Source organism: Carboxylicivirga taeanensis, assembly GCF_051851475.1.
GTDB lineage: Bacteria > Bacteroidota > Bacteroidia > Bacteroidales > Marinilabiliaceae > Carboxylicivirga > Carboxylicivirga taeanensis.
In genome coordinates this window covers 96,384-110,881 of record NZ_JBPUSJ010000002.1, presented here as the reverse complement: position 1 = coordinate 110,881, position 14,498 = coordinate 96,384, and the positions used below count along the sequence as shown (strand labels likewise).

The window sequence follows — 14,498 nt, the reverse complement described above, 5'->3', positions numbered from 1 at the left end:
GATTGTGAATATTTAACCACAAACTGCTTTCCAATAGTTTCACCTATTCATTTTTCATAAAAAATTAATCCCTGCATTTAACACCACCATCCCAATATATAAATAATGTCGTGTAATCAAAAGCACAAGAACACTAACCACCAATAGATTATAGTCATCTCACAGCTCAGATGCGCTCCCTTCCGGCGAAGGCCATAACCGGCCTCAGACCATTCATCAAAACAGAGGCACCACTCTTTGGCCTTATATCAGCCTAAAGTTCCCAAAAGCTAATATCATCCATATTTTCACCAGGTGTGATTTGCAACGGACTACCGACTTTCGAACTGCCTGCTGCTACACTACTGAGTATTGACTACTAATCACTATCCATATACGCTCAATCGATATTCTTATTACCTTTAGCCTTTAAATTGATTAAGGGCATACCCACACACGCTTGAGCAAGGCATTATGGAGAACACAAGAAACCTGGTTATTATACCGACCTATAACGAAAAAGAAAATATTGAGGCCATCATAGCAGCGGTATTTGGCTTACCGCGACGCTTCGAAGTACTAATCATTGATGACAACTCGCCAGATGGAACGGCCGCCATTGTTAAAGAGTTGATGAAAACACATCAAGGGCAGCTACATATTTTGGAACGCGCTGGTAAACTGGGACTAGGAACGGCTTACATCACTGGTTTTAAATGGGCCATTGAAAAAGGATACGACTACATATTTGAGATGGATGCCGACTTTTCGCACCCTCCAAAAGATTTAATAAACCTGCACGATGCCTGCCTGGCCGGCGCTGATTTGGCCATTGGATCGCGTTATATTTCGGGTGTTAACGTCGTTAACTGGCCCATGGGACGTGTACTAATGTCGTATTTTGCATCCGTTTACGTGCGCTTTGTTACCGGCATGAAAGTGATGGATACAACCGCCGGTTTTAAATGCTACAGCCGACAAGTGCTGGAAACCATCCAGCTCGACAACATCAGGCTCAAAGGATATGCGTTTCAGATAGAAATGAAGTTCACAACCTGGAAATTTGGTTTTAATATTGTAGAGGTACCTATCATATTTACCGATCGTACCGAAGGAACCTCCAAAATGAGCGGCGGCATCTTTAATGAAGCCGTTTGGGGCGTTATTAAAATGAAAATATCCAGCTGGTTTAAGTCCTACAAAAGATAGTGATGAACACCACACAAACATCGGCAGCATCAATGGATTTTAGAAATAATTATTTAGAACTTTGCAAAAAAGCCAACTAAATTGACTGAGCGGTGTTTGAGAAATAAGTAAATCAAGCATAATAAATTGTAAACATATCAACTCATAAATATGTCGACCTTATTAATAAAGCATGCCACCATTGTAAACGAAGGCAAAAAATTCATTGGGAGTGTTTTTATCGAAAACGATCTCATTAAGGAGATTATAACCAATGGCGAACTTCCAAAGGCCGATCAGGAGATCGATGCAGATGGATTATTGTTGTTCCCGGGTGCAATAGACGATCAGGTACACTTTCGCGAGCCAGGACTAACTCAGAAAGCCAATATTGCAAGTGAGTCGCGAGCAGCTGTAGCCGGCGGAATTACTTCATTTATGGAAATGCCCAACACCAAGCCGCAAGCTACCACCCACGAAATACTAGAACAAAAATTTCAGATTGCGGCCACTGACTCAGCAGCCAACTACTCTTTCTATCTGGGAGCCACTAACGACAATATTGAGGAAATTCTGAAAACAGATCCACAAACAGTATGTGGCATCAAAGTATTTATGGGTTCATCAACAGGCAATATGCTTGTGGACAACGAAGCTATTCTTGGGCGTATTTTTGCCGAAAGTCCGACACTTATTGCCACTCACTGTGAAGATGAAGATATTATCAGGGAGAATACCACCATTTATAAGAATAAGTTTGGTGAGGACATGCCCTTTAAATACCATCCGGTTATTCGCTCAGCCGAGGCCTGCTATAAATCATCAAAAAAAGCATCTGAACTGGCACGCAAGCACGGGGCACGCCTGCATATATTACATTTAAGTTCGGCCGAGGAACTGGAACTTTTAGACAAAAACATGCCACTTAGCGAGAAAAAAGTAACCGGCGAAGTGTGCGTGCACCACCTGTGGTTCACCGATGCCGATTACGACAAATATGGGGCACGCATTAAGTGGAATCCGGCTGTTAAATCTGAAAAAGATCGCGAAGCTTTGCGAGAAGGCCTGCTTAACAGCACCCTTGATGTAGTGGCAACCGACCACGCCCCACATACCATGGAGGAAAAAAACAACAAATATTTCAGTGCGCCTTCGGGGGGCCCATTGGTGCAGCACGCCTTGGTTTCTATGCTGGAAATGGTTAAACAGGGTGTTTTTAGCTATGAGCTGGTGGCAGAAAAAATGAGCCACAACCCGGCTATTTTATTTCAAATAAATAAGCGCGGCTTTATCCGAAAAGACTATAAGGCAGATTTGGTATTGGTTGATCCGAACAGCAGCTGGGAGGTTGCCCCGGAAAACATCCTTTACAAATGCGGATGGTCGCCGTTTGAAGGCACCCGCTTTTCTCATAAAGTAGTACACACACTAATCAATGGTCAGCTAGCCTACTCCAACGGAAAAGTCAATCCATCAATCAGAGGTGAACGTTTGGTTTTCGATCGATAAACACACAGCTAATAAATAATGAATATCAACCACATAATAAAGCACCTGGCACCAGCTGCCATGTGCTTTTTCATTCTACTACAGGCCTGTAATCAGCCTGCTTCAACCAACAGCGCAGCCACTCTCCCGGCTCCGGGAACATGCCTGGCCGACACCATTATTTACCCGGTACTCATTAAAAACGCCGATCCTTATGACACGTGGACAGAACACTGTCTTAGCCGTCTCAAAAGAGAGCAACTGGTCAACCAGGTATTTGATGCCATCTACCAGCACAATGCAAAAGCGTATAGCTATAGCACCCACAAGGAACTGACAGTTGCAGAGGTAAAAGCAATAGAAGACCAGGACGATTTCAAGCGGGATAAGGTAGCCAAATTACAATTTTGGGAAACCTGGCACTTTGATGAGCAACAATTGATAATGACCAAGCAGGTACATGCCATTTTACTGGCCTACGAGTACCTGTCGGAAGATGGTGAATTACTGGGCTACAAAGCGGCTTTTTATGTGAAAATGAGAGATTAATCATCAATTAGAAAGCCTTTATGTTCTTTGCTTATGATGCTAGTTCCCCTTTATCAAAAGGGGAACAGTAGTGCTTCATTTACCAACTAATTCATTAAAACTTCCACTCCGAAGCTTTTAAGACAAAACGAGCAGTTTTTCGACTCACCTGCGAATCAACCACTTCTTTACCTTCAATAAGTTCGTTAATTGCCTCATCGGTATAGTGCCGAATAGTAACTAATTCGATATCTTCATTATACCTCACATCAAAGTACTCCTGCAAATCATCAATAGCCGCCTTCAAGCGCTTCGAATCATCTACGCACACCGAAAAGTTAAGTGCTGAAGTCTGAATCATATTTAATGTAATGCGATGCTTCGAAAAGATTTGAAAAATACCACTTAAGCTCTCTTCCACGATAAAAGAAAAATCTTTAGGCGACATAGAAATCAGCACCTGATTTTGTTTCAATACAAAAATAGGCTGCAGCTCACCACTTTGCTCGCTGCTTTGAATAATTGTTCCCTGCAATTGCGGCTTAAGGAAAGAATTAACCAGCAATGGAATCTGCTTATTCTGAAGGGGCTTGAGCGTTTTTGGATGAATTACCTGTGCACCATAGTAGGTTAGCTCAATGGCTTCCCAGTAAGAAAGCTCATCAATTTTAACTGCTCGCGGGTACCAACGCGGATCGGCATTAAGCACCCCAGGCACATCTTTCCATATAACCAAACTCTCGGCATCTAAAACATGCGCAATAATGGCGCCGGTAAAATCAGAACCTTCGCGCCCCAGCGTTGTGGTCAGATTTGTTTCGGTGGAACCAATAAACCCCTGCGTAACAAACAGCTGCTCCTGACTATCAGCCAGCTTTGCGCCCAACAACTCCTCGGTGAGTGGCCAATCAACATTCGCACTTCGGAAACAATCATCGGTACGAATATATCGGCGGATATCAAGCCACTCATTCCGTAATTTTATACTGTTAAGGTAGGCACTGATGATGGTGGTGCTAAACAACTCACCAAACGGCACAATTTGGTCATACTCAAAGTCATAATTAAGAGAAGGCTCCATCTCCAGCTTCTGTTCCAGCTGACTCAGTAAGTCATTAAGGCAAGCATTATCGCGCCCAAACAACTCCTCTGCAACCTGCAGGTGATAGCTCCGGACCTGATGATAACGCTCTTGCACCAAGCGCATATCTCGCTCCATATAAGCTTCAACAATAGTTTCCATGGCATTGGTCGTTTTGCCCATTGCCGATACAACTACAATCAAGGGTTCTTTAACTGCCCCTACAATTTGAGACAGGTTTTTAACACCTGAAGCATCCTTTACTGATGCGCCTCCAAACTTAAATACTCTCATGCCCTAAAATTACATCTTCACTTGGTTTCGCAAAAAAACACAAACCAAAAAATAACTTTCAATTTATAACTATTTCCTTACAGATTACAACAAGTGAGCCTTATCATTGTTAATAATCACACCATTAGCTATCTTTCAGACTAATACTTAATTCCAATTTTCATGACTAAATTCGAAGTAACTACACTAAACGAGTTCATCCTTAAAAGCCAAATGAGCCTTGATTACAAGGCAGATGGCGGCTTCTCTCACCTGCTTCACCATGTTAGCACAGCGGCCCGCATCGTGAACCGGGCTGTTAACAAAGCGGGCTTGGTGGATGCGTTGGGAGATATAGGCCATACGAATGTTCAAGGTGAATCGCAAAAGAAGCTTGACGTTATTGCCAACGAATACTTTATTGATGCCATGCACAGTTGTGGCGAAATATGCGCCATTGCCTCCGAAGAAAATGAGAGTTTCATTTTTTTTGACGATGAAATTTCTCGAAATGCCAAATACGTTTTTTTAATGGACCCGTTGGATGGCTCGTCCAATATTGATGTGAATGTATCTATCGGAACAATCTTCTCGATTTATAGACGCATCACCCCAGAAGGCTCTAAAGCCAACATGGAGGATTTTTTACAGAAAGGTACTGAACAGATAGCCGCCGGATATATTCTCTATGGCAGTTCAACAATGCTTGTTTACACAACAGGCAATGGAGTTAACGGCTTCACATTGGACCCTTCAATTGGCGAATTCTGTCTCTCCCATCAACTGATTCAAACCCCTGAGGAGGGCACCATTTACTCGATTAATGAAGGCAACTATAAAAAGTTTCCGAAAGGCGTTAAAAAGTACATTAAATACTGCCAGGAAAGAGATTCCAAATCAAATCGTCCTTATTCGTCGAGGTACATTGGCTCACTGGTATCCGATTTTCATCGCAACCTGCTGAAGGGCGGTATTTTCATCTATCCCGAATTTGAGAATGCACCAACTGGGAAACTACGTCTACTGTACGAATGCAACCCCATTGCCTATTTGGCAGAGCAAGCGGGCGGCATGGCCACCAATGGCGAGCAGCGCATTATGGAACTAAAGCCTTCATCGCTTCACCAGCGCACACCATTTTATACCGGTTCGAAAAAGATGGTTGAAAAAGTAGAGAACTATCTAAAAAAATACGGAAAAGATAGCTAATAACTCACTTTGCCTCAGACCTAAACAGAACCTGAAGAGTGATAGCTAAACACAATTATAAATTACTTTTAAAGCGTAAATTACTATCATAACCTAACACGCGTTTATTAATTGAAACAGGCCTACTTTGCAGCATTAAGCAAGCAGGCCTGTTTTTTATTGATCCGAACACCGGTTTCATGCAATCATATTTTTCGACTACTTTTGCCGTAAACTAGTGAATCGTGGAAGTCAATCAAATACTTGATCTATACAAGGAAAGTGAATTAATTAAACAAATTCAGGCAGCGCTGGCCACCCCTCGGAGCCACACTGTTTTAAAAGGGTTAACAGGCAGCTTAAAGTCTGTCATACAAGCCGCTCTTTTAAAGGAAGGGCCACACCTGGTAATACTCAACGACCGCGAGGAAGCCGCCTATCTATATAACGACATCGCCCAGCTATGCGGCGCCCGGTTTGTTTCTTTCCTGCCTTCGTCCTATAAACGATCGCCCGAGTATGGACAAAAGGATTCGCAAAATGTACTGCTGAGAACGGAGGCACTGAGTCAACTACACAGTGGTAAAAATGAGCTCTTTGTTATTTCATACCCCGAAGCATTGGTTGAGAAAGTTCTATCGGCCGATTTACTGGAAGAAAACCGCCTGATCATCAATAAGGGCGATCAACTGGATATTTCATTCATTACAGATGTTTTAAACGAATACCATTTTCAGCGCGTAGATTTTGTGTTTGAACCGGGACAATACTCGGTCAGAGGCAGCATCATCGATGTATATTCATTCTCTGATGAAGATCCCTATCGGATTGATTTTTTCGGTGATGAAGTGGACAGCATCCGTAAGTTTAATCTCGAAAATCAGCTATCCAAAGAAAAGCTGGAACAGGTCACTATCGTCCCTAACCTTACTGAAAATCAAAATAAACAAACCCTCACCACCCTGTCGGCCTATCTGCCCGAAACATGCAAAATTTGGGTGGACGACATGGACTTTATTGAGCAGCGCATGGCGATTATTGAGGAGAAAATTGCCTCACAAAATCTGGAGATAGAGGAAGATGACGAGAAAATATACAGTTTCCTTTCTCCCGACAGTGTTTGTTCTTTTAAAGCCTTTTACAGCGACTGTTTGAATTTTCCCATCGTTGCGCTGAGTAAGCCTTCGCTCCTCTCCAATGCAACCACCATTGAGTTTAACTCGTCACCACAGCCTGTTTTTCACAAAAACTTCGAGCTCCTCGAGCAGAATCTCAAAGAAAAACAAAGCGAGCAGTACCGATGCTTTATTTTATCGGACAACACCAAACAATTTGAACGTCTGAAGGCCATTTTTCATGACAGGGGCATCGACCTCAAATATGGTGAAATCAACCACAGCCTGCACGAAGGGTTTATTGATCACACAGCCTTACTTTGCTTTTACACCGACCACCAAATATTTGAACGCTACCATAAATTTTCATTAAGAACCGAAAAAGCCAAAGCCGCGCAGCAAGCGCTCTCACTCAAAGAACTGAGCCGACTTAACCCCGGCGATTTTGTGGTACATATCGACCATGGCGTTGGTCGGTTTGGCGGACTGGTGACTCAAAACGTCAACGGAAAGCCGCAGGAAGCCATCCGGCTGGTGTACCGCGACAACGATGTGCTTCTGGTTAACATCCACTCTCTGCACCGCATCAGTAAGTTCAAAGGAAAAGATGGGACACCACCTAAAATCAACAAACTAGGCACTTCGGCCTGGCAAAAGCTAAAAGACAAAACCAAAAGCAAGGTTAAAGACATCGCCCGGGAGCTGATAGCCCTCTACGCCAAGCGCAAATCCGAACCCGGCTTCCGTTTTTCACCCGACACCTACCTGCAAACCGAATTAGAAGCCTCCTTCTTTTTTGAAGACACACCGGACCAAACGAAAGCCACCGTTGCCGTTAAGGAAGATATGGAGAAAACCACCCCAATGGATCGTCTGGTTTGTGGTGATGTAGGCTTTGGAAAAACAGAAATTGCGATTCGGGCAGCCTTTAAAGCAATAGCTGACAATAAACAAGTGGCTGTACTGGTGCCCACCACCATTTTGGCCCTGCAGCACTACCAAACTTTTAAAGAACGCCTGAAGGATTTTCCGGCCAATATAGAATACGTTAGTCGCCTGCGTAAACCCAAAAGCATTAAAGAAGCGCTTAAAAAAACCAAAGAAGGGCAGGTAGATATTTTAATTGGCACACACCGCCTAACAGGTAAAGATGTTGAGTTTAAAGACCTGGGACTGCTCATTATCGACGAAGAGCAACGCTTTGGTGTAGCCATTAAAGAAAAGCTGAAACAGCTCAAAGTTAATGTCGATACGCTCACCCTTACTGCTACACCCATTCCGCGTACCCTGCAGTTTTCACTCATGGGAGCCCGCGACCTGTCCATTCTGAACACCGCACCGCCCAACCGCCACCCAATCATTACCGAGTTGCATGTGATGAATGAGGAGATCATTAAAGAAGCCATCCTTTATGAAGTCGAGCGCGGCGGCCAGGTATTTTTTATCAACAATCGGGTTCAGAATATTTTAGAGGTGGAAGCCATGGTTAACCGAATTTTGCCCGAGATAAAAACCATTGTGGCGCATGGGCAGATGGAGGGTCCCAAACTCGAAAAAATAATGCTCGACTTTATCGAAGGAGAGTACGATGTACTGATTGCCACCACCATTATTGAATCGGGTCTTGACATCCCTAATGCCAATACCATTATTATTAACAACGCACACAACTTTGGCTTGAGTGAGCTGCACCAGCTGCGCGGACGCGTAGGGCGTTCCAATAAAAAAGCTTTTTGCTACCTTATGGCGCCCCCACTTTCCACATTAACACAAGAAGCTCGCCGCCGCTTGAAGATAGTCGAAGAATTTTCTGATTTGGGCAGCGGCTTTAATATTGCCATGCAAGATTTGGATATCCGCGGAGCCGGCGATGTCCTGGGAGGAGAGCAGAGTGGATTCATTTCAGATATTGGCTACGAAACCTATCAGCGTATTCTTAACGAAGCCCTGCTCGAGCTGAGAGAAACAGAATACAAAGATACCTTTGAAGATGAGGAGACTGCTTCTTCAACAGTGTTTGTGAGCGACTGCCTGATTGAAACCGATACCGAACTCAGGTTACCCGAAGACTACATTGAAAACGTTGCCGAACGAATGCATCTTTACAGGGAGCTGGACAATATCGAAGAGGAGGCTGATTTGGCAGCATTTGAATCCAACCTGATTGACCGCTTTGGTCCAATTCCGGAAGCCGGGCAGCGCCTGTTCGAACTGGTTCGCATACGCCGCATGGCCAAGCAGTTAGGAATTGAAAAAATCATCTTCAAAAACAACCTGCTATACCTCTATTTTGTCTCCAACCAGGAGTCGCCATTTTACCAATCGGCTCTGTTCAGAAACACCTTGCTTTGGATACAGCACAACTCCAAAAAAGCCACGATGAAAGAAGGTAAAAGCAAGTTATATTTGATCATCAGGGACATAAAAACCATTAAAGAAGTCAAGCATTTAATAAGTGATATGCAGGAAAAAATAGTACAGTAGCTATTGCGGCCTAATCTTTGGCACATAGAGTAATTCATAGACCTCGCCTGTGGCATCAAGCACTTCTTGTGCCATAAAAGCCTGCTTAATTTGGCCCTTTGTAAGCGTTAAGGTCCCATTATCTGACGAAGCAAACCAGCTGCCCAACTGGTTAATTCGCTGCCCCACCAGCGGGACATCCTGAAACAGCTCGTGGGGAGCCACTTCTTTTACCTTATGGCGGGCATCGGTTATAAAGTAGGGCTGACCAAGACTATTTAGGTAATCGAGCAATAACTCCACCCGCTTATGAGCATATACTTCTTTAGAATTATCCACTAAAGTTATCTGGAGCGATTTCTTCTTATTAAAGATGATGGAAGATCCTGATATTTGTGCAAAGAACGACTGACCATGCACATCTTGCATGGCAATACTGATTTGCTCAAAACCATGTCCATGCGCCCTGAAATTATCGAGTAAAGATTCTACCTGAGGCTGATCATCCTTGTGCACAAAATGCAAGTATGGTGAGAGCAGTACATCTTCCATGTAATGCGTTTTAAACAAATCGAGCGCCAGATTATTCAGGTATTGAATGCGCCCCTCGCTTAAAATCATTAGGGGCATGGAGGCTTCGCTAATAAATTGCCGATAGCCCCGTTCCCGCTCACGTTGTTCCTGATCCACCTTGTGCTTGTAATAGGCTAAATCAATGGCAATCCCCAACTCTTTGCGATTAACCGGCTTCACCAAAAAACCATAGGAATTAGACACAATAGCCCGCTTGATGACCTGACTACTGGTGTCTGAGGAAACATAAATAACCGGAATATCCAACTCCCTGCGCAGTTGTTCCGCCGTTTGGATGCCATCCATCTCCCCTTCCAGGTGAATATCCATCAGCACAACATCCGGCCTCAGACGATGACATAAGCGCACAGCGTCCTTTCCATCAGCACATTTACCTATTAACTCATGCCCCAATTCGCGCAGGAACATGGTAAATATTGCCGAGATAAACTTATCGTCTTCTACAACAAGGACTTTTCTCATATAAAGCATCTGAGTTAGTGAACAAGCTGCATATTGTTTCGTATCTTGCAGCTGAAAAAAATAAAACGAACTACTGATTACCAATACACTTTGCAACGTGAATTTAGTTATTGACCGGGGAAATACACAATTGAAATTTGGGATTTTTGACCAGTGTAAGCTCATCCACTCTGATTTATCTGATTTTCTTGATAAAAAAACCATTAAGCAGCTGAATGACAGGTTTCACATTACACAAATCATCATATCATCAGTTGTTAAGGAGAGACATGAGGAATTAGTGACCAACTTAAAAACAGTTACATCAGCAATTATCGATCTTAGCCATACCACGCCACTTCCTTTCGAGTGGCAGTACAACTCCAAAGAAACAATTGGCAAAGACCGACTGGCGGCCGTTGCTGGCGCCATCAGCCTCTATCCTGATAACGATCTGCTGATAATTGATGCCGGCACAGCTATTACCTATGAATTGGTAAGTGATGGCATATACCGGGGCGGGAACATTTCGCCAGGACTGAGCATGCGCTTCAAAGCACTCCATCACTTTACCAGCAGGCTGCCCCACTTATCAAAAGAAGCCAATACACCACTTGTCGGCTCATCCACTCATGAAGCCATTCGAGCCGGTGTTCAGCATGGCCTGACCTTCGAAATAGAGGGCTTAATACAAGCTTTAAGCTCCCAGTATAAAAGGTTAAAAACAATTATAACAGGTGGTGATGCAGAATTTTTTGCAAGGAAATTAAAAAATCCCATCTTTGTACATCCTAATTTAGTACTTATTGGACTTAACAGAATACTAGAACACAATGCACAATATATATAAGGTTGTTTTAACTTTCTTACTAGTGGCTTTTGTTTCACATGCCGCTTTAGCGCAAAACAGAACATACTCTCCATACTCTCGCTATGGAATTGGAGAACTGCAAGCCGACGGATTTGGCCGAAATGCAGCGATGGGACACACAGGTATTGCTCTTAGTAGCTCCTATAACCTAAACAATGTGAACCCGGCATCCTACTATAGTATGGACTCGATCTCCTTTTTCTTTGAGGGAGGTATAACCGGTTTTGAGCAGAAAATAAAAACAGAAGAAGCCAGTACACGCTTTTCTGATATGAACTTCTCTTATTTTGCCATTGGTTATCCACTATCAAAATGGGGGTTTATGTCGATTGGGGTAAAACCTGAATCATTAGTGGGCTACAAGTTTTTTGATGATAGCGAATCAGCGGACATAACCGTCAGTGATGGTGACTACACAAGGTCAAACTATCAGGGCAGTGGCAATACAACAAAAGCCTATGCGGGCTTAGCCCTCAGTCCTATCAAGAACTTATCGTTTGGAGCACACTTTTCCTACATTTTTGGAAGTGTTGAACACAATTCACTGGCTGAATTCCCCAACGACCCCTTCGGTTTTAAGGTGGCCACTTCTGAGAAAATATCCATCAATGATTTTTACATCGATTTTGGTGCACAATATAAATTATACTTAAAAGAGCGTCATAACCTGGTAATCGGGGCCATCTATCAGCCTAAAACCGGTATGCGAGGCAAAGTCACAAAATTAGTGGCAGCCGGTACCGGATTCGATCGTGATGGAACAACCATCATTAATGCCGATTCGCTTAAGTTTACTGAAACTAAGTTTAAAGGCAATGCCTTAGAACTCCCCGAAAAGTTTGGTGTTGGTTTAGCCTATAACATTGACGACATGATGACTGTTACGGCTGACTACTCGCTGTCAAAATGGAGCGAATCATCATTCCCTGGATTAAACAGTTCAACCACCAATGAGAATGTTTTCACCATTGGTGATGAGCAAAGCATTGCGTTTGGTTTGGAATTTATACCCAACTACAGAAGCGCTAACTTTTACCCAAGTCGCATTAAATATCGCATTGGTACTTCCTATACCCAAGAGTACCTGGTAATGCCTGAATCGGCCGGTGGCGATCACCTGAAAGACTTTGGCATAACTTTTGGACTGGGATTACCATTAAAAAGAAGTAAAACGTCTTTCAACCTTGCTTTCGAATGGGGTCAACGAGGTACAACGAATAATAGTTTAATTAAAGAAAACTATATGCGCTTATCGATGAACCTGACGTTGCACGAATATTGGTTCATGAAACGGAAATTTGATTAAAACTAATACGAAAAACCAGAATACCATGCCAATGAAAATTGCTACATTATTAATTGCAGGACTCCTGTTTACTGGATCTGCATTTGCTCAAAAAGGAGTTGAAGATGGGTCGAAGTTCGGCCATGGGGAAGATAGCTTGAGATGTTTGGAAAATCTTTCGCTTTATTACGAGTACTACAAACAAAAGAACTATGCTGAAGCCTTTCCGCGCTGGGAAATTGCTTTCAACGAATGTCCGGCTTCCAATAAGAACTTATACTCGCACGGTGAAAGAATTGTTGAGGCCTTGTACGTGAAGGAAAAGGATGCGGCCAAAAAAGCAGCTTACTATGATCTGCTAATGAAAGTATACGACCAGCGTGCCAAATACTTTGGTAACGACAAGCGCTACCCAACAGCTTATATCATGGGTAAGAAAGCCATTACCATGCTGCGTCATAATCGTGATGATGTGGAAACGATTAAGCAAGCTCAACCATTATTAGAAAACTCATACAAAGATCTGGGTGTAAAAACACAGTATCCTGCATTATTGACCTATATGGTGAACAGTGCGGCCATGTATAAGTTAGATGAGCTTTCGGGTGAAAAGCTGGTTAACATTTACACAGATGTGACCGAAACATTGAATACGCAAAAGACATCATTGCCAAAGTATGCTGACAAGATTGAGGAAACCATTGGAACCGTTGAGAAAATATTTGCTCAAAGTGGTGCTGCTAACTGCGAAACTTTGGCAGAAATTTTTGGCCCTCAATTAGCCGATCATACTGATGATCTTGCCTGGTTGAAGCGTGTTAACCGCTTATTAGCCAAGGGCGATTGCGGTGAGTCAGAACTATTCTACAAGTCGTCTGAACACCTGCACAACATTGAACCTTCATCTTCATCAGCTTTTGGCCTGTCTCGTATGTACATGAAAACAGGTGATTTAGAGAAAGCTGTAAGCTATTTGAACGAAGCCATTACGCTGGAAGAAGATGCCGACAGCAAAGCCAAATACCACCATACGCTTGGTTTAGTTTACATGTCGCAAAAGAAATATAGCCAAACAAGAGCTGAAGCACTTAAAGCAATCGCATTACGCGGTGGATGGGGTGATCCTTACATCTTAATTGGTAAGGCTTACGCAGCTAGCGCGGGCAGCTATGGCTCTACAGAATTTGAGCACAAAACCGTATATTGGGCTGCTGTAGATCAGTTTGCAAAAGCAAAGGCTGTAGATGGCAATGTTGCGGCTGAAGCGAATGAAAACATCGCTCTTTATTCACAGTATTTCCCAAATACAGAAGAAATCTTCTTCCAGGGATTAAAAGCCGGTGACAACTATAAAATTAATGGCTGGATTGGCACAACAACTACCGTTAGAGTTAAAAAATAAAGCTTTGATACCTTTATTAAAAAATAGAATTCAATTTATAAATACAGCAAGCAGTTTATTACTGCTTGCTGTTTATTTTTTATTGTCGGCATGCCAGTCGAATAAACCCGAGGCTATTGCCGCCATTACCAACAGGGAAGAAATACCTTCGCTTATTCTTGAAGAGCTGGAAACAACCATTACCGACTCGGGCAAAGTTAAGCTAAGGTTTATCACTCCTGAGATGCTGCAATACGATCGTAAAAAAGAGCCCTACCGCGATTTCCCCCAAGGCCTTCACTGTATCATGTACCAGAGCAATGGTGAAATAGATGCCCAGATAAAATGTGGCAATGCCATTTTCTACGACAAAAAGGAGTTATGGGAATTAAACTTTGATGTGGAAGCCGTTAACCAAAAGGGAGAAGTTTTAAGCACCGAACAGTTGTTTTGGGACATGAAGACGGAGAAAATCTATTCAGACAAGTTTGTATCGATTAGTCAGGGTGAAAGTGTTTACACCGGTACAGGTTTCGAAGCAGACCAAAACATGCAAAACTGGCGAATTAAAAATTTAAGCGGGGATTTAGAGCTTGATGAATAATTATATTTCATAGCTTTTT

The 14,498-nt window shown here is 43.0% G+C and carries 11 protein-coding genes; 9 read left to right on the top strand and 2 right to left on the bottom strand.

Annotated elements, in window-relative coordinates; all coding sequences use genetic code 11:
* Positions 1 to 453: 453 nt before the first annotated feature.
* The 3 genes from ACSX1H_RS03965 (at position 454) to ACSX1H_RS03955 (ending at position 3,204) form a co-directional block, all read left to right on the top strand.
* On the top strand, positions 454 to 1,188 hold the full coding sequence (locus ACSX1H_RS03965; protein ID WP_439182365.1) for a polyprenol monophosphomannose synthase: 735 nt from the start codon (positions 454 to 456) through the stop codon (positions 1,186 to 1,188).
* 150 nt (positions 1,189 to 1,338) lie between these two features.
* Complete coding sequence (locus tag ACSX1H_RS03960; RefSeq protein WP_439182364.1) at positions 1,339 to 2,676, top strand: dihydroorotase; 1,338 nt, start codon at positions 1,339 to 1,341, stop codon at positions 2,674 to 2,676.
* 18 nt (positions 2,677 to 2,694) lie between these two features.
* Positions 2,695 to 3,204, top strand: coding sequence for a hypothetical protein (locus ACSX1H_RS03955; protein ID WP_439182363.1), 510 nt, complete (start codon positions 2,695 to 2,697; stop codon positions 3,202 to 3,204).
* A 94-nt stretch (positions 3,205 to 3,298) separates the two neighbouring features.
* Here ACSX1H_RS03955 and ACSX1H_RS03950 read toward each other — a convergent pair whose 3' ends face one another.
* Complete coding sequence (locus tag ACSX1H_RS03950; RefSeq protein WP_439182362.1) at positions 3,299 to 4,558, bottom strand: aspartate kinase; 1,260 nt, start codon at positions 4,556 to 4,558, stop codon at positions 3,299 to 3,301.
* 162 nt (positions 4,559 to 4,720) lie between these two features.
* Between ACSX1H_RS03950 and fbp the strand changes: the two genes are divergently transcribed.
* Together fbp and mfd are read left to right on the top strand one after the other, a co-directional pair.
* Positions 4,721 to 5,746, top strand: a complete 1,026-nt coding sequence (gene fbp / locus ACSX1H_RS03945) for a class 1 fructose-bisphosphatase (RefSeq protein WP_439182361.1) — start codon at positions 4,721 to 4,723, stop codon at positions 5,744 to 5,746.
* A 224-nt stretch (positions 5,747 to 5,970) separates the two neighbouring features.
* On the top strand, positions 5,971 to 9,324 hold the full coding sequence (mfd, locus tag ACSX1H_RS03940; protein WP_439182360.1) for a transcription-repair coupling factor: 3,354 nt from the start codon (positions 5,971 to 5,973) through the stop codon (positions 9,322 to 9,324).
* Here mfd and ACSX1H_RS03935 read toward each other — a convergent pair whose 3' ends face one another.
* Positions 9,325 to 10,359, bottom strand: coding sequence for a response regulator (locus ACSX1H_RS03935; protein WP_439182359.1), 1,035 nt, complete (start codon positions 10,357 to 10,359; stop codon positions 9,325 to 9,327).
* Between the two features lie 97 nt (positions 10,360 to 10,456).
* Between ACSX1H_RS03935 and ACSX1H_RS03930 the strand changes: the two genes are divergently transcribed.
* From ACSX1H_RS03930 to lptC, 4 genes are read left to right on the top strand one after another with little or no spacing between them, the layout of a single operon-like run.
* Positions 10,457 to 11,188: a type III pantothenate kinase gene (locus ACSX1H_RS03930; protein WP_439182358.1), complete on the top strand. Its 732-nt coding sequence runs from the start codon at positions 10,457 to 10,459 to the stop codon at positions 11,186 to 11,188.
* A gap of 22 nt (positions 11,189 to 11,210) precedes the next feature.
* A complete protein-coding gene (bamG, locus tag ACSX1H_RS03925) occupies positions 11,211 to 12,515 on the top strand; it encodes a BamG family beta-barrel-assembly machinery protein (RefSeq protein WP_439182356.1) in 1,305 nt (434 codons plus the stop codon).
* A 31-nt stretch (positions 12,516 to 12,546) separates the two neighbouring features.
* Complete coding sequence (locus ACSX1H_RS03920) at positions 12,547 to 13,896, top strand: tetratricopeptide repeat protein (protein WP_439182355.1); 1,350 nt, start codon at positions 12,547 to 12,549, stop codon at positions 13,894 to 13,896.
* A gap of 4 nt (positions 13,897 to 13,900) precedes the next feature.
* Positions 13,901 to 14,479, top strand: coding sequence for an LPS export ABC transporter periplasmic protein LptC (lptC, locus tag ACSX1H_RS03915; RefSeq protein ID WP_439182354.1), 579 nt, complete (start codon positions 13,901 to 13,903; stop codon positions 14,477 to 14,479).
* Positions 14,480 to 14,498 lie beyond the last annotated feature (19 nt).

Excerpts from the sequence above, each read along its gene's own strand:
- ACSX1H_RS03965 (WP_439182365.1), top strand. The coding sequence starts at position 454 with ATGGAGAACACAAGAAACCTGGTTATTATACCGACCTATAACGAAAAA.
- ACSX1H_RS03960 (WP_439182364.1), top strand. The coding sequence starts at position 1,339 with ATGTCGACCTTATTAATAAAGCATGCCACCATTGTAAACGAAGGCAAA.
- ACSX1H_RS03955 (WP_439182363.1), top strand. The coding sequence starts at position 2,695 with ATGAATATCAACCACATAATAAAGCACCTGGCACCAGCTGCCATGTGC.
- ACSX1H_RS03950 (WP_439182362.1), bottom strand. The coding sequence starts at position 4,558 with ATGAGAGTATTTAAGTTTGGAGGCGCATCAGTAAAGGATGCTTCAGGT.
- fbp (WP_439182361.1), top strand. The coding sequence starts at position 4,721 with ATGACTAAATTCGAAGTAACTACACTAAACGAGTTCATCCTTAAAAGC.
- ACSX1H_RS03935 (WP_439182359.1), bottom strand. The coding sequence starts at position 10,359 with ATGAGAAAAGTCCTTGTTGTAGAAGACGATAAGTTTATCTCGGCAATA.
- ACSX1H_RS03920 (WP_439182355.1), top strand. The coding sequence starts at position 12,547 with ATGAAAATTGCTACATTATTAATTGCAGGACTCCTGTTTACTGGATCT.